Origin of the sequence: Amycolatopsis sp. NPDC005232, assembly GCF_040607795.1 — a bacterium.
Classification (GTDB): Bacteria; Actinomycetota; Actinomycetes; order Mycobacteriales; family Pseudonocardiaceae; genus Amycolatopsis.
This window is the reverse complement of sequence record NZ_JBEXHL010000010.1, coordinates 195,785-214,217: the sequence shown is the minus strand read 5'-3', so window position 1 is coordinate 214,217 and position 18,433 is coordinate 195,785. Positions and strand designations below refer to the sequence as shown.

Annotated in this window: 21 protein-coding genes; 15 read left to right on the top strand and 6 right to left on the bottom strand. The window is 68.6% G+C overall.

What is annotated here, in order from left to right; genetic code table 11:
- Positions 1-5: 5 nt before the first annotated feature.
- Genes ABZU76_RS21035 through ABZU76_RS21020 form a run of 4 tightly spaced genes read left to right on the top strand, consistent with a single transcriptional unit; the run spans position 6 to position 3,753 of the window.
- Entirely contained in the window at positions 6-1,085 is a 1,080-nt protein-coding gene (locus ABZU76_RS21035; RefSeq protein ID WP_354871972.1) for an isocitrate/isopropylmalate family dehydrogenase, read from the top strand.
- The gene (locus ABZU76_RS21030) at positions 1,082-2,443 is read left to right on the top strand and encodes an NAD-dependent succinate-semialdehyde dehydrogenase (protein ID WP_354871970.1); all 1,362 of its coding nucleotides are present in this window, start codon (positions 1,082-1,084) and stop codon (positions 2,441-2,443) included. Before ABZU76_RS21035 ends, ABZU76_RS21030 begins: the two co-directional genes overlap by 4 nt.
- Complete coding sequence (locus ABZU76_RS21025) at positions 2,440-2,856, top strand: cupin domain-containing protein (protein ID WP_220243438.1); 417 nt, start codon at positions 2,440-2,442, stop codon at positions 2,854-2,856. The genes ABZU76_RS21030 and ABZU76_RS21025 overlap by 4 nt, the downstream gene beginning before the upstream one ends.
- Before the next feature lie 9 nt (positions 2,857-2,865).
- Positions 2,866-3,753 (top strand): GntR family transcriptional regulator, encoded by an 888-nt coding sequence (locus ABZU76_RS21020; RefSeq protein WP_354871967.1) that lies wholly within the window; start codon positions 2,866-2,868, stop codon positions 3,751-3,753.
- On the opposite strand, the gene ABZU76_RS21015 is transcribed toward ABZU76_RS21020, so the two are convergent.
- Together ABZU76_RS21015 and ABZU76_RS21010 are read right to left on the bottom strand one after the other, a co-directional pair.
- Positions 3,750-4,652 carry a MurR/RpiR family transcriptional regulator gene (locus ABZU76_RS21015; RefSeq protein WP_354871965.1) on the bottom strand — a complete coding sequence of 301 codons (903 nt, stop codon included), beginning with the start codon at positions 4,650-4,652 and terminating at the stop codon, positions 3,750-3,752. The two genes, ABZU76_RS21020 and ABZU76_RS21015, sit on opposite strands and share 4 nt — an antisense overlap.
- Before the next feature lie 77 nt (positions 4,653-4,729).
- A complete protein-coding gene (locus ABZU76_RS21010) occupies positions 4,730-5,563 on the bottom strand; it encodes a PHB depolymerase family esterase (RefSeq protein WP_354871962.1) in 834 nt (277 codons plus the stop codon).
- A gap of 179 nt (positions 5,564-5,742) precedes the next feature.
- Between ABZU76_RS21010 and ABZU76_RS21005 the strand changes: the two genes are divergently transcribed.
- The 8 genes from ABZU76_RS21005 to ABZU76_RS20970 all read left to right on the top strand — a co-directional run bounded on the left by ABZU76_RS21005 (position 5,743) and on the right by ABZU76_RS20970 (position 12,947).
- Positions 5,743-6,882: a C45 family peptidase gene (locus ABZU76_RS21005; RefSeq protein WP_354871959.1), complete on the top strand. Its 1,140-nt coding sequence runs from the start codon at positions 5,743-5,745 to the stop codon at positions 6,880-6,882.
- Positions 6,882-7,625 (top strand): amino acid ABC transporter ATP-binding protein, encoded by a 744-nt coding sequence (locus ABZU76_RS21000; protein WP_354871957.1) that lies wholly within the window; start codon positions 6,882-6,884, stop codon positions 7,623-7,625. Before ABZU76_RS21005 ends, ABZU76_RS21000 begins: the two co-directional genes overlap by 1 nt.
- 56 nt (positions 7,626-7,681) lie before the next feature.
- Positions 7,682-8,626 (top strand): transporter substrate-binding domain-containing protein, encoded by a 945-nt coding sequence (locus tag ABZU76_RS20995; protein WP_354871955.1) that lies wholly within the window; start codon positions 7,682-7,684, stop codon positions 8,624-8,626.
- Between the two features lie 25 nt (positions 8,627-8,651).
- A complete protein-coding gene (locus ABZU76_RS20990) occupies positions 8,652-9,296 on the top strand; it encodes an amino acid ABC transporter permease (RefSeq protein WP_354871953.1) in 645 nt (214 codons plus the stop codon).
- Positions 9,293-10,168, top strand: a complete 876-nt coding sequence (locus ABZU76_RS20985; RefSeq protein WP_354871950.1) for an amino acid ABC transporter permease — start codon at positions 9,293-9,295, stop codon at positions 10,166-10,168. Before ABZU76_RS20990 ends, ABZU76_RS20985 begins: the two co-directional genes overlap by 4 nt.
- A 19-nt stretch (positions 10,169-10,187) precedes the next feature.
- Positions 10,188-11,381, top strand: coding sequence for an ornithine--oxo-acid transaminase (gene rocD, locus ABZU76_RS20980; protein WP_354871948.1), 1,194 nt, complete (start codon positions 10,188-10,190; stop codon positions 11,379-11,381).
- Between the two features lie 100 nt (positions 11,382-11,481).
- Positions 11,482-12,342, top strand: a complete 861-nt coding sequence (locus ABZU76_RS20975; RefSeq protein ID WP_354871945.1) for an alpha/beta hydrolase — start codon at positions 11,482-11,484, stop codon at positions 12,340-12,342.
- 5 nt (positions 12,343-12,347) lie between these two features.
- The gene (locus tag ABZU76_RS20970) at positions 12,348-12,947 is read left to right on the top strand and encodes a TetR/AcrR family transcriptional regulator (RefSeq protein WP_354871943.1); all 600 of its coding nucleotides are present in this window, start codon (positions 12,348-12,350) and stop codon (positions 12,945-12,947) included.
- Here the strand turns inward: ABZU76_RS20970 and ABZU76_RS20965 are convergent.
- Complete coding sequence (locus ABZU76_RS20965) at positions 12,938-13,462, bottom strand: hypothetical protein (protein WP_354871940.1); 525 nt, start codon at positions 13,460-13,462, stop codon at positions 12,938-12,940. The genes ABZU76_RS20970 and ABZU76_RS20965 overlap by 10 nt on opposite strands.
- 88 nt (positions 13,463-13,550) lie before the next feature.
- A complete protein-coding gene (locus ABZU76_RS20960) occupies positions 13,551-14,126 on the bottom strand; it encodes a CGNR zinc finger domain-containing protein (protein WP_354871937.1) in 576 nt (191 codons plus the stop codon).
- Between the two features lie 82 nt (positions 14,127-14,208).
- Between ABZU76_RS20960 and ABZU76_RS20955 the strand changes: the two genes are divergently transcribed.
- Together ABZU76_RS20955 and ABZU76_RS20950 are read left to right on the top strand one after the other, a co-directional pair.
- Entirely contained in the window at positions 14,209-15,381 is a 1,173-nt protein-coding gene (locus ABZU76_RS20955; RefSeq protein ID WP_354871934.1) for an epoxide hydrolase family protein, read from the top strand.
- A gap of 225 nt (positions 15,382-15,606) precedes the next feature.
- The gene (locus ABZU76_RS20950) at positions 15,607-15,831 is read left to right on the top strand and encodes a hypothetical protein (protein ID WP_354871931.1); all 225 of its coding nucleotides are present in this window, start codon (positions 15,607-15,609) and stop codon (positions 15,829-15,831) included.
- Positions 15,832-15,837: 6 nt separating this feature from the next.
- On the opposite strand, the gene ABZU76_RS20945 is transcribed toward ABZU76_RS20950, so the two are convergent.
- Positions 15,838-16,614: a rhomboid family intramembrane serine protease gene (locus ABZU76_RS20945; protein ID WP_354871928.1), complete on the bottom strand. Its 777-nt coding sequence runs from the start codon at positions 16,612-16,614 to the stop codon at positions 15,838-15,840.
- Between the two features lie 174 nt (positions 16,615-16,788).
- A complete protein-coding gene (locus ABZU76_RS20940) occupies positions 16,789-16,944 on the bottom strand; it encodes a hypothetical protein (protein WP_354871925.1) in 156 nt (51 codons plus the stop codon).
- 180 nt (positions 16,945-17,124) lie between these two features.
- On the opposite strand from ABZU76_RS20940, the gene ABZU76_RS20935 reads away from it, so the two are divergent.
- Positions 17,125-17,589: a S1 RNA-binding domain-containing protein gene (locus ABZU76_RS20935; protein ID WP_354871922.1), complete on the top strand. Its 465-nt coding sequence runs from the start codon at positions 17,125-17,127 to the stop codon at positions 17,587-17,589.
- Positions 17,590-18,433: the final 844 nt, after the last annotated feature.

Below are 18,433 nucleotides of genomic sequence, written 5' to 3'. Positions count from 1 at the left end.
TGTCCGTGAAAGTCCTCGTCCTGCCCGGCGACGGAATCGGCCCGGAGATCACGGCGGCGACCCTGGACGTGCTCGGCGCCGCCGATCGGCGGCTCGGGCTCGGCCTGAGCTTCGAGGTGCGCGACATCGGCCTTGCCTCGCTCGCGACCGACGGCACCACACTGCCGTCCTCGGTCCTCGAGCGGGTGCCCGAGGTCGACGGCACGCTGCTCGGCCCGGTGTCGCACTACGAGTACCCGCCGCGCGACGAGGGCGGGATCAACCCGTCCGCCGCGCTGCGGACCACGTTCGAGCTGTTCGCCAACGTGCGCCCGTGCCGTTCGCGCGAGGACCTGAGCATCCTGCGCAAGCCCATGGACCTCGTGATCGTGCGCGAGAACACCGAGGGCTTCTACTCCGACCGCAACATGTTCGCCGGGACCGGCGAGTTCATGCCCGACCCCGACCTCGCGCTGTCCGTGCGCAAGGTGAGCGCGCGCGGTTCCGCCCGCGTCGCGCGGGCGGCGTTCGAGCTCGCCCGCGGCCGCCGCGGCAAGGTGACGGCGGTGCACAAGGCCAACGTGCTCAAGCTGTCCGACGGCCTGTTCCTGCGCGAGGTGCGCGCGGTCGCCCAGGAGTTCCCCGACGTGGAGCTGGAAGAGCTGATCGTGGACGCCGCCTCGGCGCTGCTGATCCGCGACCCGGAGCGCTTCGACGTGCTGGTGACCACCAACATGTTCGGCGACATCCTCTCCGACGAGGCCTCGGAGCTGTCCGGCAGCCTCGGCCTCGGCGGCTCGATCAACGCCGGGCACGACGTCTGCGTCGGCCAGGCGCAGCACGGTTCGGCCCCCGACATCGCGGGCCGGGGCGTGGCCAACCCGGCGTCGCTCATCCTGTCCGCGGCGATGCTGCTCGACTGGCGCGGCCGCCGCGACGGCAACGACGCACTCCTGGCGGGTGCGGAGCTCGTGACCCGCGCGGTGGACACCGTGCTCGACAACCCGGCGACGCGCACCGCGGACGTCGGCGGAACACTCGGCACCGAAGCGTTCGCCGGCGCGGTTTCCGAGTCCGTCACCGGCCTTCCGGTGGGTGCTCGATGATCCAGTCCGTGAACCCGGCGACGGGCAAGTCACTGTCCACTTACGACTTACACACGGCCGAAGAGGTCGACGCCGCACTGGATGCGGCCGTGGCCGCACAAGCCGAATGGCGCGAGAAACCGCTTGCCGAACGCGTGGAGCTGCTTCGCGAGCTGGCGGCGGTGCTGCGCGCCGGGAGCGCCGAGTACGCGCGGCTGATCACCGAAGAGATGGGCAAGCCGCTCGCCGAAGCCGAGGCCGAGATCGAGAAGTGCGCGCTCAACTGCGTGCACTACGCCGAGCACGCCGCGGAGTACCTGGCCGAGCGCCCGGTGCTGGCCGAGGCGTCCGTGGTGGCCGAGCCCCTCGGCGTAGTGCTCGCCGTGATGCCGTGGAACTACCCGTTCTGGCAGTTCTTCCGGTTCGCCGCCCCGGCGCTGGCCGCGGGCAACGGCGCGATCCTCAAGCACGCCACCAACGTGCCGGGCTGCGCGCTCGCCATCGAGGACGTGTTCCGCAAGGCCTCGGCACCCGCCGGGCTGGTGCGGGCGCTGCTCGTCGACGTCGGCGAGGTCGCGAAGCTCATCGCCGACGACCGCATCGCCGCCGTGACGCTGACCGGTTCGACGCGCGTCGGCGCGCTCGTGGCCAGCCAGGCCGGCGCCGCGCTCAAGAAGCAGGTGCTGGAGCTCGGCGGCTCGGATCCGTTCGTGGTCCTCGCCGACGCCGACGTGCCGGCCGCGGCCGAGACGGCCGTGCGCGCGCGGTTCCTGAACAACGGCCAAAGCTGCGTCAACGCCAAGCGGTTCATCGTGGACGAAGCCGTGGCCGACGAGTTCGCCGAAGCCTTCACCGCGGCGGTCGAACGGCTTCGGGTGGGCGATCCGGCCGAGGCGGGCACCACCGTGGGACCGCTCGCGCGCGAGGACCTGCGCGACGGGCTCGACGACCAGGTGCGCCGCACCGTCGCCGCCGGCGGCGTGCTGCGGACCGGCGGTGAGCCTGTGGCCGGGCCGGGCTACTTCTACGCGCCGACGGTGCTCGACCGCGTGAAGCCGGGTATGGCGGCCTTCGACGAGGAGACGTTCGGGCCGGTCGCGGCCATCGTGCGCGTCTCGGGCGACGACGAGGCCCTGGCACTGGCCAACGACACCGAGTTCGGCCTCGGCGCCGCCGTGTGGACGCGGTCTTCGGAACGCGCCCAGCGCTTCGCCAAGGGCCTGCAGGCCGGCGCGGTGTTCGTGAACAGCATGGTCGCCTCCGACCCACGCCTGCCGTTCGGCGGGATCAAGAAGTCCGGCTACGGTCGGGAGCTGGGCGCGGACGGGATCCGCGAGTTCGTGAACGTGAAGACCGTGTGGTTCGGAGGAACCCGATGAGCGAGCAGAAGCCGTTCCCGTCCGTGGTGCTGCGGCCGGCCGAGCTGTCCGCGGCCGACCGCGGCGGCGGCGCGCGCACGATCCCGCTGGTGAGCAAGGCACTGGGCGCCGAGGTGTTCCTCAACGGCCAGACGCTCTTCGACGGTGGTGCGGGAATCCCGCTGCACACGCACAACTGCCCCGAGAGCGTGGTGATCCTGGAGGGCGAGGCGATCGTGGAGATCGACGGCGCCGAGCACCACCTGTCCACTTGGGACACCACCTACGTGGACGCGGGCGTGCCGCACCGGTTCCGCAACGCCTCGGCGACGGCGCCGATGCGGATCCTCTGGACCTACGCCTCGGTGGAGGCCACCCGCACGATCGTCGCGACCGGCACCACCACCCGGGTGGATGCCGAGCACCGGCGCTAGCCTGGGTAAGTGGAACAGACCCCGACCCCGCTCACCCGGCAGGTCGCGGCGCGCATCGTGGGCTACATCCGCGAGACCGCGGCCGAGCCGGGCACGCGGCTGGTGGAGCGCACCCTGGCCGCGCACCTGCGTGTTTCGCGTTCACCTGTGCGCGCGGCGCTGCGCCTGCTGGCGGACGAAGGGGTGGTGGCCGTCGCCGAGCCCGGCGGCGGCCACACCGTGGCCCGCCCCGTCACCGAGCTCACCGTCGAAGCCGGTGAGCTCGGTGACGAGGACGAGGAGCAGTACCTGCGCATCGCGTCGGACCGGCTCGACGGCGAGCTGCCCGACCGCGTGAGCGAGAGCGAGCTGGCGCGCCGCTACGCCCTCACGCCGGCCCAGGTGACGGCCGTGCTGCGCCGCATCTCCGGCGAGGGCTGGATCGAGCGGCTGCCCGGCTACGGCTGGGAGTTCCAGCCGATGCTGACGTCGCAGGAGTCCTATGAGGACAGCTACCGCTTCCGTCTCGCGCTCGAGCCCGCGGCGCTGCTGGAACCCGGCTTCGCCGTGGACCAGGCGGCCATCGAAGTCGTTCGCGCGCAACAACTCGAGCTCGCCGAGGGCGCCGCGCACACCGTGACCAACACCGAGCTGTTCGCCCGCAACCGCGCCTTCCACGAGGCCGTGGTGGCGTGCAGCCACAACACGTTCTTCATCGACTCGCTGCGCCGCGTGGACAACCTGCGCCGCCTGATCGAGTATCGGCGCACGCTCCCGCGCGACCGGGCCGCGGTGCGCTGCCGCGAGCACGTCGACATCGCGGACCTGCTGCTGACCGGCCGGACCGCCGACGCGGCGGAGTACCTGCGGAGGCACCTCACCACCGTCAGCGTGGAGAAAACCGCCAGTCCCGGTTAAGCGACCCCGTCGCCGCGCGGCAGTCGCGTTGCACGCAGATCGCCGTTGATCAGGTCGGAACGCAGCGAAGTCAGCAGTTCCGACGTCTTCGTCGCGCGGTTTTCGTCGCGGGAGGCCAGGCGCAGCACCAACGCGTCGGTGAGCACCTCCGCGCTCAGCATTTCGCCGGTGAAGTTGCTGGCGCTCTGCGGGGCAGTGAGCGAGACGTCCACCCGGGAGCCGAACAACGGCCCCAGCGAGCTCGACACGAGCACGACGCTCGCACCGACGTCCTCGGCGTGACCGAGCAGCACCTCGATCTCGCCGAGGATCCGGCCGGGGATGTAAAGCACGACGACGTCGTCCGGGCCGAGGCCGAGCAGGTCGTCGGCCAGCTGGAACCCCGTGGCGCCCGTGGAACGCGCACGTCGGCCCATCCGGACCAGGCGCATGGTCAGGTACCGCGCGACGAGGCTCGAGGCCCCCAGGCCGAAGCTGAGGACCTCGCGCGCGTCGTCCAGCAGGTCGACCGCGTGCAGGAACTCGTCGGACTGCACGAGCCGCCAGGTGGCGGCCAGCCGCTCGGTCGCGTCGGTGAAGACCTTGTCCACCACGGCATCGCCCGCGGTGGCGCCGTCGGGCAGCTCGGTCAGCAGCCGGTGCGACGGGCTGGTCTCCAGCGCGACCTCGCGCGCCAGGCTGCGCCGCAGGTCCATCAGCCCCGCGAACCCCAGGGACTTCGCGGTGCGCACCACGGTCGCGTCGCTGGTCGCCGTCGCGCCGCCGATCTGCTCGGCCGTCGCGAAAATGGCGTAGCGGCCGTGGTCGCGCAGGTACTCCGCGACGGTCCGCTCGGCCCGCGACATCTTCGGCAGGCATCGCGCGATCCGTGCGCGCAGCGACTCTTCCTCGTTCCCCATCCCACCCTCGTTTCCCGATCCACGTGCCCACGGGAAGGCCGCCACGGTGCGGCCGTGCCCCGTGAACCCGTCACGCGCTACGGCCGGCGCGCCAGCTCCCCGGCGATGAAGGCCTTCACCACCGGCTGGATCAGCAGCCCGCGGTGCGCGACCCCGGGCACCACGTCGAACTGCACGTCGATCCCGTTGCTCTCGAAATTCTTGCGCAAGGTGGTCAGCCGCTCGATGCGCGTGTCACCACCGGCGTCGATCCCCGGCTCCGCGATCTCCCAGGTGTCCTTGTCCTCGCCGCCGACGATCATCTGCACCGGCAGCTTGCGCAGGGTCTCCACCTGCACGTCGGTGCCGAACAGCTCGCGCACGTCGGCGGTGCCCAGCCACCACGGGACGTCCGGGTCGATCCGCGTGACGCGGCCCGGAGCGCCGATGGACAACGCGGCCAGCCGGTCGGCGTGCAGGTAGGCGAAGCGGTGCGCGAACTGCCCGCCGCCGGAGAAGCCGTGCAGGTAGAAGCGCTCGGTGTCCACGCGGAAGCGTGCGGCGACCTCGGCGACGATGTCGAGCAGGATCAGGTCGTAGCGGATGCCTTCGAAGCTCAGGCGCTTGAAGCCGTGCAGGTCACCCGGCTGCGCGATGCCCGCCGGGAACAGCGGCGCGAGCACGATGGTGTCGTTCTCCTCCGCGAACTCGCGGTAGTCGTTGCGGTAACGCTCCGCGGTGCGCTGGGTGCCGTGCATCAGGACGAGCAGCGGCAGCGGCGTCTCGGAGGTGCGGTGGGCGCTGGGCACGTAGAGGCAGTACGAAAAGCGCTGGTCGCTCTGCAGCGCGAAAAACGGCGTCGGCCCGCCGTAGTAGAACTCCGTCGGGTCGAGGACTCGGGCGGAGTCGGGCGTCGCTTGGGGGCTCGTCATGGAGCGGTTCTCCTTGGCATGGCGTGGGACCGTCCTGCACCGTCGTAACCATGTAGTAACGACGACAGGTGTTGACAACTTCGTAGCACGGTCTATCTTATCCGTAGCTGCCACTACAAGTTCCTGATGAATGTAGCGCAAACCTTCAACGAATCGCCAGCACCGGGAAAGAGGTATTCATGGCAGTCCGGTTGGTCCAGATCGAAGGTGGCCCCCGTGAGCGGGGACTCGCCTACGGAGAGGCCGCCAGGGCGGAGATCCGCACGTCGATCGCCTATTACCGCGACGCCTTCCGGCTGGCGTCGGGTCTGGAGTGGACGGACGTGCAGGCCTCGGCCCGGCGCTGGCGCGCACCCGTCGCCGCCGTCGCACCGCACCTGCTCGAAGAGATGGACGCGATCGCCGACGGCGCCGGCGTGCACCAGGACGAGATCCTCGCGCTCAACGCGCGCGGCGAGATCGTCCGCAACAACGACAGCGGCTTCAATCCGGCCGTCGCCGAAGACGAGGAGCCCGCCGACGGCTGCTCCTCCTTCGCGCTGCTGCCCGAGGCGACCGGCGACGGTCACGTCTACTGTGGACAGAACTGGGACTGGCGCGAGGGCACGCAGGATTCCGTGGTGCTCGTGCGCGTGGTCCAGCCGCCCAAGCCCACGATCATCATGCAGGTCGAGGCCGGCCAGATCGGCCGCCACGGCGCCAACTCCGCGGGCATCGCGCTCAACGCCAACGGGCTCAACGGCCGCTTCGGCACCCCGATCGGCATCCCGCAGCCGGTGCTGCGCCGCCTGATCCTCGACCACGACTACCTGAAGAGCGCCCTGCAGGTGCCCTTCGACGTGCACCAGCACATCGCCACCAACCTGCTGGTGACCCACCGCGGCGGGGTCGCCGTGGACTACGAGACCACGCCGGTGGTGCACCGCTGGGGACTGCCGCACAACGGGATCCTCGTGCACGGCAACCACTACCAGTACGGCGTACCCCCGCAGATCGCCGACACGCACAAAGTCCGCCCGGTGGACTCGCTCTACCGCGTGCAGGTGATCGAACGCGGGCTCACCGCCGCGCGCAACGCCACCAGTTCGGCCGAGGTGCGCAAGGTCGTCGCCGCGACGATGAGCGACCACGTCGGCCACCCCGACGGCGTGTGCGCCCACGTGGATCCGCGCGCCACCCCGCTGCAGCGCTACAAGACGATCGCCTCGAGCCTGGTCGACCTGACCAGCGGCGAGTACCGCGTGGCGGTCGGCAACCCCTGTGAGAACGACTACGAACTGCTGCCCTGGCAGCTCTACGACGGCCCCGGAGGTCACTGATGACCGGACCCGTGCTCGCCAGCCTGCGCGGTGTGAACAAGAGCTACGGCGCGGTGCAGGTGCTGTACGACGTCGACCTCGACATCCACCAGGGCGAGGTCGTGGTGATCCTCGGCCCGTCCGGGTCGGGCAAATCGACGCTGTGCCGCTGCATCAACCGCCTGGAAAAGATCAACTCCGGCACCATCACGCTCGACGGCAAGCCGCTGCCCGCCGAGGGGCGCGACCTGGCGCGCCTGCGGGCCGACGTCGGCATGGTCTTCCAGTCGTTCAACCTCTTCGCGCACCGCAGCGTGCTCGAGAACGTGACGCTCGGGCCGATCCGCGTCCGCGGGATTCCCAAGCGTGAGGCCGAAGCGACCGCACGACGGCTGCTCGACCGAGTCGGGGTGGCCGACCAGGCCGACAAACTGCCCGCCGAGCTCTCCGGCGGCCAGCAGCAGCGCGTGGCCATCGCCAGGGCGCTCGCGATGAACCCCAAGATCGTGCTGTTCGACGAACCGACCAGCGCGCTCGACCCGGAGATGGTGAGCGAGGTCCTCGACGTGATGACCTCACTCGCCGCGGAGGGAACCACGATGGTCGTGGTCACGCACGAGATGGGCTTCGCCCGCCGCGCCGCCCACCGCGTGGTCTTCATGAGCGAAGGCCGCATCGCCGAACAAGGCACCCCCGAAGAGTTCTTCGACCGCACCGGCACCGCCCGGGCGCGGGACTTCCTGTCCAAAGTCCTCCAGCACTAGTCACTCCAGCACTAGTCCTCCAGCACTGAATTCCGCACCGTGACAAGGAGAAAGCAATGAAGCTGACCAGAATGACCGCCGCCGTGGGCGCGGTGGTCGTCGCGGGCGCGCTGCTCGCCGCGTGCGGCAGCGCCCCGGCCACGGCCCCCGGCGGCGCCGCCCCGAAGCCGGCCGCTGCCGACGTCGCCAAGATGATCAGCCAGGACGATGCCGTCGCGGGCGCGCCGGTGGGCCAGAACCTGCCGCACTCGCCGATGCTGGACAAGATCCGCCAGCGCGGCGAGCTGGTATGGGCCGGCAGCCGCAACACGCTGGGCTTCTCGCAGCTCGACCCGGCCACCGGCAAGATCTCCGGCTTCGACGCCGGGATCGCCGACCTGCTCGCGAAGTACCTGCTGGGCAAGCCTTCGGCGAGGATGCAGAGCGGTGGCTCCGACACCCGTGAGGGCCTGCTCGGCAACCACACCATCGACGTCGCGATCCAGACGTACACGATGACGCCCGAGCGCGCCAAGCTGGTGAACTTCTCCGGCCCGTACTACATGGCCGCCAGCGGCATCATCGTGAAGTCCACGGACACCACGATCAAGACCGCCAAGGACCTCGCCGGCAAGAAGGTGGCCACCGAGTCCGGCGCGGCGAAGACCGCTCTGGTCACCGAGGTGCCGACCGCGCAGCCGGTGCTGTTCGACACCACCGCGCAGTGCATCGCCGCGGTGGAGCAGGGCCGCGCCGACGCCGTGACACTGAACAACGCTTCGCTGCTGGGCGCGATCCAGACGCGCTCGGACGTGAAGCTGCTCGACGCGACGTTCGGCTCCAACCCGTTCGGCATCGGCGAGCCCAAGGACGACCCGGTGTTCAAGCAGGTCGTCGACGAGTTCCTGCAGAAGATCGAGGCCGACGGCACCTGGACCAAGCTCTGGCAGGGCACCGTCGGCAAGCTGCTGAAGACCCCGCCGCCCACCCCGCCGAAGCTCGGCTCCGTCCCCGGCGTCTGACCCGAACCCCGAAATCGGAGACCCCATGTCCGTGCTCTTCGCGCACCTCGGTGAGCTGCTGACCGGTCTGCTGACGACCCTCGAGCTGGCCGCGATCGCGTTTCCGCTGGCGCTGGTGATCGGCACCCTGCTGGGTGTCTGCCGCGTCAGCCCGATCGGGCCGCTGCGGGCGGCCGCCGGGTTCTACGTGCACTGCCTGCGCAACTCGCCGATGCTGCTGGTGATGGTCATGGTGGTCTTCGGCCTGCCCTACCTCGGCGCGACCGTCCCGCTGTTCGGGTCGGTCGTGCTGGGGCTGGGGTTGTACTTCGGCGCCTACATCTGCGAAACGGTGCGCTCCGGCATCGCCGGCGTACCGCTCGGCCAGATCGAGGCGGCGCGCGCCATCGGCCTCACGTTCACCGGCGTCCTGCGGCAGGTCGTGCTGCCGCAGGCGTTCCGGTCGATGGTGCAGCCACTGGGCAACATCCTGATCAACGTGTGCCTCGGTTCGGCACTCGGCGCGGCGGTCGGCGTGCAGGAGCTCACCGGTTCGGCGCGTCAGTTCAACCTCGACTTCGCCCAGCCGATCCCGACCTTCATCGCCGCGGTCATCGGCTACCTCCTGATCACCCTGACGATCGGCCAGCTGACCGGCGTCGTCGAACGGAAGGTTCGCATCCGACGATGAAGTCGCGCTCCCCCGCCCTTTTCGACGAACTCGGGCCCCGAGGCCAGAAGCGGCTGAAGATCGCCACCGTCGTGGCCATCGTCGCGCTGATCGGCATCGTCGGCGGCGCCATCGCCCAGCTCGCCCACGTGCAGCAGCTCACCGCACGCCTGTGGGCGCCGCTCATCGAGTGGTCGAACATCCGCTACCTGCTGCAGGGCCTGCTGACCACGTTGGAGGTCGGCCTCACCGGCGCCGCGATCTCCCTGGTGTTCGGCACGTTGATGGGCCTCGGCCGGCTGTCCACGCACAAGTGGGTCTCGATCCCGTGCGCCGGGCTGATCGAGCTCTTCCGCGCGATCCCGCTGATCTTGCTCGTGTATTTCTTCCTCATCGGCCTGCCCATGTTCGGCTGGAACCTCCCGCCGTTCTGGGTGCTGACCATCCCGATCGTGCTGCACGCCGGGGCGGTCTTCGCCGAGATCGTCCGCGCCGGCGTCAACTCGCTGGACCGCGGCCAGTTCGACGCCGCCGCGGCGATCGGCCTGCGCCGCGGGCAGACGATGGTGCTCGTCGTCCTGCCCCAGGTGTTCCGGTCGCTGCGGCCGGCGCTGGTCACCCAGGTGATCCGCACGCTGAAGGAATCGAGCCTCGGCTACGTCGTCGGCTACCCGGAGCTGCTGCGCGACGGGCAGGTGATCGGCGAGTACAACGCCAACTTCGTGCAGACCTACGCGTTCACCGCGGTCATCTACATCGTCATCAACTTCGGGCTCTCCCGCGTCGCCGAGCTGCTCGACCGGCCGAAGAAGGTCCGGCGCCGCCCGGACCGGCCGGCGCCGGAGCCCGAACCCGAGCCGGCGGCCTCGCAGCCGGCCGGAACCCTCGTCTGATTTTTCGAAGCGGAGAGAAATGTCCATCACCGGCGAAGAGATCGAACGCGCCGAAGCCGCACTGGCCCACAACTACCACCCGCTGCCCGTGGTGCTCACGGAAGGCAAGGGCGCGTGGGTGACCGACGTCGAAGGCCGGCGCTACCTCGACCTGCTCGCGGGCTACAGCGCCCTCAACTTCGGCCACGGTGACGACGAGCTGCTGGCCGTCGCCCACGCCCAGCTCGACCGGCTGACCCTGACCAGCCGCGCGTTCCACCACAACCAGTTGGGCACCTTCGCCTCCGAGCTCGCCGAGCTGTGCGGCATGGAGATGGTGCTGCCGATGAACACCGGCGCCGAGGCCGTGGAGACGGCCATCAAGACGGCGCGCAAGTGGGGCTACCGCGTGAAGGGCGTGCCGGCCGGGCGCGCGAAGATCGTCGTGGCGGGCGGCAACTTCCACGGCCGGACGGTGACGATCGTCGGGTTCTCGGACGACCCCGAGGCCACCGCCGACCACGGGCCGTTCACGCCGGGGTTCGTGACCGTGCCGTTCGGCGACGCGGAGGCGTTGCGGGCCGCGGTGGACGAGGACACGGTGGCGGTGCTGATCGAGCCGATCCAGGGCGAGGGCGGTGTGGTGCTGCCGCCTTCGGGATATCTGCGTGAGGTTCGCGCCATTTGCTCTGCCGCTCGGGTGCTGTTCGTCGCCGACGAGATCCAGTCGGGCCTCGGCCGGACCGGGCGGACGTTCGCGTGTGACCACGAGGACGTCGTGCCCGACATTTACGTGCTGGGCAAGGCGCTGGGCGGCGGCATCATGCCGGTGTCGGCCGTGGTGTCCAGCCGTGACGTGCTGGGCGTGTTCCGGCCGGGCGAGCACGGCAGCACGTTCGGCGGCAACCCGCTCGCGTGCGCTGTCGGGACGGCGGTGGTGCGGAAGCTGAAGACCGGCGAGCCGCAGCGCCGGGCCGACGAGCTGGGCCGGGTCTTCGCTTCCGCCTTGGCCGAGTTGCCTTCGTCGGCGGTCGACGCGGTGCGGGTGCGTGGCCTGTGGGCCGGCATCGACGTGCGCGACCGCACGGGCCGCGACGTCTGCGAAGGCCTGCTTCGCCGTGGCGTGCTGGCGAAGGACGCGCACGGCAGCACGATCCGGCTGGCGCCGCCGCTCGTGGTGTCCGAAGAGGACCTGCGCTGGGGCGTTTCGCAGCTGGCAGCTGAACTTTCCTGACCCATCCCCCTGTGCCCGTCGCACCCTCTTCCGGGTGCGGCGGGCACAGTCATGTCCCCTTCGCATTTACATACAGACTGTACGTATGTATCTTGGTCGCATGACTTCCTCACTCGGACAGGACCACCGCATCCGCCTGCCGCAGGGCGAGGTGCGCTACTACGAACGCGGCGCCGGGCGACCGGTCGTCTTCGTGCACGGGGTGCTCACCAACGCGCTGCTGTGGCGCAAGGTCGTGCCCGCCGTCGCCGAGGCCGGATTCCGTTGCCTGGCCCCGGATCTGCCGATGGGCGCCCACGAGATCCCGATGCGCGCCGACGCCGACCTGAGCGCCCCGGGCATGGCGACCCTGCTCGGCGACTTCCTCGAGACCCTCGACCTGCACGACGTCACGCTCGTCGCCAACGACACCGGCGGCGCGGTGACGCAGATCCTGCTTTCCCGCTACCCGTCGCGCGTCGCGCGGGTGGTGCTGACGCCGTCGGACAGCTTCGAGTACTTCTTCCCGCCGATCTTCAAGCCGTTGCCGGTGGTGGCGAAGGTGCCGGGTTCGATGGCGGTGCTGGGGCAGCTGTTGCGGGTTCGGGCGTTGTGGCCGTTGCCGCTGTTGTTCGGGTTGGTGACGAAGAAGCCGCTGCCTTCTTCCGTGGCCGAGTCTTACCTTCTTCGCCTGCGCGGGTCTTCCGGCGTGCGACGCGACCTGCGCAAGCTGCTGCGCTCGGTGCACCCCCGGCACACCTTGGCGGCCGCGGAGAAACTGCGGTCGTTTTCGCCGCCCGTTCTCCTGGCCTGGGCTTCGGAAGACAAGCTGTTCCCCGTCCGCTTCGCCTACCGGCTGGCCGAACTGCTGCCGGACGCTCGCGTTGTGGAGATCGCCGACTCGTACACCTTCGTCCCGGAGGACCAGCCCGACGTGCTCGCCGGGCACATCGTCGAGTTCGCGAGCGTCATGGCAGATTAGGCCGGGTGAGACGCACTCAGCAGGAACGGTCCGACAGCACGCGCGCAGCCCTCGTCGGCGCCGCCCGCGAACTCTTCGGCACGCGCGGCTACCACGACGTGCCGGCCGAAGAGATCACCCGCACGGCCGGCGTCACCCGCGGCGCGCTCTACCACCACTTCGGTGACAAGCTGGGCCTGTTCCGCGCCGTGGTGGAAGCGGTGGAACGCGAACTGACAGCCGAGGTCTCCGCGGTGATGACAGCGTCCGCCGATCCCCTGGTCGGCATGACCACGGCGCTGGGGACGTTCCTGGAGGCCTGTCTTCGGCCGGAGGTCCAGCGCATCTGCCTGGCGGACGCCCCCGCGGTGCTCGGCTGGGACGTCTGGCGCGAGATGGAGAGCGAGTACGGGCTGGGGTTGCTGGTGTCGGCCCTGACTTCGGCGCACGCGGCGGGGTTGATCGTGGACATGCCTATTCGTACTTTGGCGCAGCTGATTTTGAGCGCGGTGATGGAGGCGGCGAGGATGATCGCTTCGGCTTCGGATCAGGCTGTCGTGCTGGCTGAGACGCAGGTGGTTTTCGCGGGTTGGCTGGGTTCTCTGTTGCGGCCTGATCACCGGTAGGAAGTTGCAGGAAGAGGATGTCGGCAGTCCTCGCTGAATAGCGCGACGACAATATCCTCCTTCGTCACCTTCAGGGCGTCGATATAGCCCGGCCGCCCGAGAGGGACGGTGCAGAACGTCACGTTCCCCGTGAATTTATCGGGGTCGAACAGTGTCGGTCCAGCGGAGATATACGCAGCCATCCAGACGGCCGGCAAATCGTCGTTTTGTTGATGGAGGGCGGCCCAAGCGAACGCCACCCCCCTGCCAAGCAGGAGTGAAACCAGCGATTCGCCGATTTCAGTCAGATCAAGATCGGGAATACCGCGGCCGTTGACCGCCGCCTCGTAGTCGATGACTTCGGAGAAGCGGTCCCGGTCGCCGAAGTAACTTCGATACCACGCCTCGAGTAGATGGGCACCATCCACTGTGATCCAGCCGCGTTCTATCACTCCACGAAGTTCCACGACTACGTCATTTTTCCTGAGGGCGTCAAAAAAGTCCGACCCGGCCATTCGAGCGGCTTCCGAACTCATCCACGCCATGAAAATTCCCATCCCTCGACATAAGTCTCTCAATTCACCCACCTGGCACCGTTCGGGGAACGGTCTACCGAGGCAACGATCACTCCACTGATCTGGGATTTTTGCGCCGGCTGGCATTGAAGCGCGCCTTCTTCTCACGATTCCCGCACGTGTTCATGTCGCACCATTTGCGGGTGCGGCTTTGGCTGGTGTCGAAGAAGGCGGCTTGGCAGGTCGGCGATGCGCACAACGCCAGCTTTCCGTCTCGTTCGCCGGCGATGATGCTGATCGCGTCGGCGGCGATCACGCTGAGGGCATCTTCCACGCAGGAAGCCGCGCTGAGCTGCCATCGCCGCTTGCCCTCGGGCGTCAGGATCGCCGCGGCCCGGCCCTGAGCGCTGCGGTCATTGATGACTTGGACAGCAGCGGCAGGGAGAGCGTCCTGGATCGCGGCCGCTGTCGCGGCGGCGTGAATCGACTCCCTCAGTTCCCGGGCGAGGTCGAGCTGGACGGTGGTGCAGGAGTCCACGGCGAGGCCGTTCACCGCCAGCCAGTCGACGAGCCGGTGCGGCGTGGGAATGCGCTCCACGGCGTCGCCACGACGCTCCGTCAGAGTCGCCGTGAAGCTGGTCGCCAGCACGGTACCGAGGCGAAAGTCGGGGAACGCAGCACGCATGGAACCACCTTAGCCGGTTGCACGCCGACCTGGCGACGTGCTAGAACCATCTAAGCCGGTTCCGCGATGGCCAGGAGGTCTCATGCCCCGTCCAACCAGCGACGTGCAAGCATTTGAAGCCCACGCACCTGACGCCGACCTCGACGATCTGCGCGCGCGGCTGGCCGCGGCGCGGCTGCCGGAGGCCGAGACGGTCTATCGCGCGGCGCCCGACCCCCGCCGATGGGAACAGGGCGTTCCGCTGGCCGACCTCGTCGATGTCGTGAACTACTGGCGCACCGGGTACAACTGGCGGTCGTTCGAAGAGCGCCTCAACCGGATCGGCCAGTTCCGCACGACTATCGACGATCTGGGAATCCACTTCCTGCACCGCCGATCCGCGCGCGCAGATGCCACTCCTCTGATCTTGACGCACGGCTGGCCGGACAGCATTACTCGGTTCATCGATGTAGTGGACGAGCTGGCAGATCCGAAAGATGCAGACGCACCTGCGTTCCACGTCGTGGTTCCGTCGCTACCAGGCTTCGGTTACAGCGACAAGCCGGCCACCACCGGGTGGGGAACCGAAAAGATCGCGGCCGCATGGGTAGAACTGATGGGAAGGCTCGGCTACAGCCAGTTCGCAGCACATGGCGGCGACTGGGGAGGCAATATCACCACGGTACTCGCCGGCAGGTTCCCGGCGCACGTTCTCGGCATCCACACAACGTTCGCGGAGGGACCGCCCGGGTTGACAACGAACGGGCTGACGACGGTCGAGCGCAAGTGGGCCGAGGAAACCCGCGATTTCTGGCACCACCACGCGGCATATGCGAAGCAGCAGGCGACCCGGCCGCAGACCATCGGCTACTCGCTCGTCGACTCACCGGTCGGGCTTCTCGCCTGGATCCTCGACAAGTTCGCCGAGTGGTCGGACACCGAAGACAGCCCGTTCGAGACGATTTCTCGAGACAGCATTCTTGACGACGTCACCCTATACTGGCTGACACGCACCGGCGCATCATCGGCCCGCATTTACTACGAAAGCCACAACTCGCTCGATCCCGAACTTCGAGTCGACGTCCCGTCGGCAATCACTATGTACCCCCGCGACCCCGAGAAGTCTCCGCGCCCCTGGGCACAGGAACGGTACCGGCAGATCGTCCGATGGAGCTCGCCCGAAAGCGGGGGACATTTCCCGTCGCTGGAGGTCCCCGAGTTTTTCGTCAAAGATCTCCAAGAGGGCCTCGCGGCTGTGCTGGCCGTGAATCGGTGATCGACCCCGCCGAACAGGTGGGCGAGCCGTCAAATCGACGGCTGTCAGACGTCCAGTACCCACACCAGATCCGCGCGATGCGCTCGCTGGACTTCACCTTCGCACCGGACGGCGGGATCACGGGCAAGTCCGGATCGCTGCTGCTGAACGGTCCCGGCGTCAAACCGGACGAGCACGTCACCCCGCTGGCCGAGCACCCCCGCAAGCTCGACACCTGGGCTGGACGTGAGGGCGTTCGACAGTCCCGGCGCGCACAGCATCGGGTTCGTGATCAACGGCCCGCAGGGCCAAGGCACCGGGACGCTGCACGACCTCACCGTGCTAAACCAGCCCGGACCGCCGCTGGCGCTGAGCTGGGCCGTCAGGTCGCTGCCGTTCGTGCCGTTGATCGCGTTCCTGGTCGTGGCCTGGCGCCGGACCGGGCCGCGCGATCAGCTGATCATCGTGTAGCGCCGGTCACTGGCCCATTTCCTTGCGGATCTGGGCCAGCCGGTCGGCCGGATCAACCTTGGGGGCCTTGCTCGGCGCGGGCATTTCGGTAGTGGCCGGGGCCGGGGTCTCGATCGTGGTCGTCGACGGCTCGATCACCGGCACGGCGGCGATCACCGGAGTCGGAGCCGCGGCCTTGACCTGCCGCTTGCGCCGATCCCGGAAGATCCAGCCACCGGCCAAGCCGGCGGCGAAGCCGAACGCGTGGCCCTGCCAGTCGATGCCGTCGGTCGGCAGCAGGACCGTGAACTGGTAGGCGAAGCACAGGCCCATGACCAGGCCCAGGACAATGTCGATGAGGTGCCGGTCGAACAGCCCGCGCACGAGGATATACCCGAAGTAACCGAACACCACGCCACTTGCACCCGCCGCGACCGAGTTCGGCTCGTTGGTCAGCCAGGCGCCGAGTCCGGCGACCACGACGATCAATGTGGTCACCCAGAAGAACTTCCGCACGCCGCGATAGGCCGACAGGAAGCCGAAGATGAAGAGCGGGCCGGAGTTGCCCTCGATATGCGCCCAGCTGAAGTGCAGGAACGGGGCACTGATGATGTCCGGGAGCGAGGTGACGTCGCGGGCGCGGATGCCGTAGTGCTGGCTGAGCTGGTAACTGTCGACGGCGTTGAAGATCTGGATGATCCAGATGAGGGCCAGGAAGCCGACCATCACCCACAACGCGCGCCGCGCCTCGGCGATCATGATCATGGGATCGGCGGCCTCCGGCTGTCTTCCGCTCTTGCTCATGCCGACCTCCACAACCCACCCCCGGCGCCGACCTGGCGCACGAGCCTCAGGATAGCCGCCCGGGCTGGTTGTTCAGTCACTGCAACGTAAAGGTGATCTCCGCACGGCGTGGGGGTTGGTTTCAATTATCAGTGAAGTCATAGTCACAAAAATGGTGTCCGTTGTGGACGCCGGTCAGGCGTCCGGGGCCAGGCGGACGATTCGGTGGGGCTGGGCGGCCAGGCGGGCGGCTTCGATGACGCGCATGGTCTGGATGGCGTCGGCCGGGTCGACCGGGAATGCGGCCGCGCCGCGGAGGGCTTGTCTCGCCCAGCCTCCGGCTCGCAGCACGGCTCGGGTTCCTGAACGTCGGGCACGGCGTTCATTACGACGCCCAACATCAAGTGCAGGTAGCGCTACCACGTCGGTGATCTGTCAGCAGCCCGTCGGTTCACGAGGCATCGACCTGGGCCGCTGAGACCTCGAGTTTCCTAGGCCAGATGACGCACGTCAGGTATCGAACGTTTCGGCGTGTTCGTGGCGCTGGATGAGGGTCCCGTTCACCCGGTCTTCGCCGGAGTCGGCTTCGTCTCCTTCGCCGAGCTGTCCTGGGGGCGTTTCGAAGCCGCCACCGAAGTCGTGCAAGTCGGACAGCGCGTCTCAGGTGAGTTCCTCCAGCTCGACACGCGGAACCTGGAGGCCAGACTGTCCTTGAAAGCGTTGCAGCCGGATCCCTTCCAGGCGTTCGCCGAAGGCGACCCGGTAGGGCACAAACTGCACGGACGCATCACCAAGCTGGCCCCGTTCGGCGCCTTCGTCGAAGTCGCCCACGGAATCGAGGGGCTGGTCCCTCTGCGAGAGCTTGCTTGGACGCCCGTGGAAACCCCGGCAGAGGTCGTTCAGGTTGGTGACGAAATCACGGTCGTCGTCACCAAGATCGACAAAGGGGGACGCAGGCTCACTCTCTCCCGACGACAGAGCTCACCCGACCAGTGATGAACTCCGTGCACTCTCCCGTGACGCGCTGCGCCCCCGAAAGCGTGGGCACCGCAGGCAGCTCGAGCGGTTCACGCCCCCCGTCAGGCCGCCCCGGACGAATACGCGACGGCCTGACCAGGCCACGAATCACCACCCGGCAGCTCACAGCCGGATGGATTTCTTGTTCATGAACTATCCGGGGGGTCTAGTCCGCCTCGGGGCGATCCCTAGTAAACCACCTCTGACCTGCCGTTTTGTGTCTCATCCCGTCCGGTCGCGTCCGGACCGATCTTGACGTCTGACGGCCCCACGACGGCCCAGCCCTGATTCGCGCGCCCGCCCTCTCGGCCGCGCCCAGCCTCCCCCGTCGTCCTCGTCCCCGCCCCCGTTAGCACCGGTTCGACGGTGTCAAGGGTGGACGCTTGCGGCCATCGCGCAGCGACGCCGGAGGCGCCCTTGATGGCGGCGTGCCGGTGTTAAACGATCAACGACGAGGAAGCGGACGGTCACGATCGTGCACCGGCCTGTAACGCGCTGAGCGCATCGGCCGTATATGCCGGTATGCACCTCTACGGATCCCCTGCCGTCGGCGGCGGCGCGCCTCGCGACGCTCCTTCCGGCGGGCCGCCCGCGGCCGGCGGCCGAAGCGGAGCGGCAGGCCGTCCGTGCCGCACTGGGGCGAGCCCGCCGAACGCGTGGCGACCACGCGCCGCCGGCGGCGGCGCCTTGATCCCATAGAGCCAAGTTCGGCAGAACGCGCCACGTAGACCCGCGCAGGAATGTGCGACTCTATGGCAACGAAATGTAACAAGTTGCACTGCACTGACGATCTCCCTGTTCGCTACCACAAACACACCAAGGG

What these genes read in the sequence shown, in the direction of transcription:
- ABZU76_RS20990 (WP_354871953.1), top strand. Translation starts at nt 8,652, where the DNA reads ATGTCCGTGCTCTTCGCGCACCTCGGTGAGCTGCTGACCGGTCTGCTG.
- ABZU76_RS21030 (WP_354871970.1), top strand. Translation starts at nt 1,082, where the DNA reads ATGATCCAGTCCGTGAACCCGGCGACGGGCAAGTCACTGTCCACTTAC.
- ABZU76_RS20995 (WP_354871955.1), top strand. Translation starts at nt 7,682, where the DNA reads ATGAAGCTGACCAGAATGACCGCCGCCGTGGGCGCGGTGGTCGTCGCG.
- ABZU76_RS20985 (WP_354871950.1), top strand. Translation starts at nt 9,293, where the DNA reads ATGAAGTCGCGCTCCCCCGCCCTTTTCGACGAACTCGGGCCCCGAGGC.
- ABZU76_RS20945 (WP_354871928.1), bottom strand. Translation starts at nt 16,614, where the DNA reads ATGAGCAAGAGCGGAAGACAGCCGGAGGCCGCCGATCCCATGATCATG.
- ABZU76_RS20965 (WP_354871940.1), bottom strand. Translation starts at nt 13,462, where the DNA reads ATGAGTTCGGAAGCCGCTCGAATGGCCGGGTCGGACTTTTTTGACGCC.
- ABZU76_RS21025 (WP_220243438.1), top strand. Translation starts at nt 2,440, where the DNA reads ATGAGCGAGCAGAAGCCGTTCCCGTCCGTGGTGCTGCGGCCGGCCGAG.
- ABZU76_RS20955 (WP_354871934.1), top strand. Translation starts at nt 14,209, where the DNA reads ATGCCCCGTCCAACCAGCGACGTGCAAGCATTTGAAGCCCACGCACCT.
- rocD (WP_354871948.1), top strand. Translation starts at nt 10,188, where the DNA reads ATGTCCATCACCGGCGAAGAGATCGAACGCGCCGAAGCCGCACTGGCC.
- ABZU76_RS21000 (WP_354871957.1), top strand. Translation starts at nt 6,882, where the DNA reads ATGACCGGACCCGTGCTCGCCAGCCTGCGCGGTGTGAACAAGAGCTAC.
- ABZU76_RS21010 (WP_354871962.1), bottom strand. Translation starts at nt 5,563, where the DNA reads ATGACGAGCCCCCAAGCGACGCCCGACTCCGCCCGAGTCCTCGACCCG.
- ABZU76_RS20960 (WP_354871937.1), bottom strand. Translation starts at nt 14,126, where the DNA reads ATGCGTGCTGCGTTCCCCGACTTTCGCCTCGGTACCGTGCTGGCGACC.
- ABZU76_RS21005 (WP_354871959.1), top strand. Translation starts at nt 5,743, where the DNA reads ATGGCAGTCCGGTTGGTCCAGATCGAAGGTGGCCCCCGTGAGCGGGGA.
- ABZU76_RS21015 (WP_354871965.1), bottom strand. Translation starts at nt 4,652, where the DNA reads ATGGGGAACGAGGAAGAGTCGCTGCGCGCACGGATCGCGCGATGCCTG.
- ABZU76_RS20975 (WP_354871945.1), top strand. Translation starts at nt 11,482, where the DNA reads ATGACTTCCTCACTCGGACAGGACCACCGCATCCGCCTGCCGCAGGGC.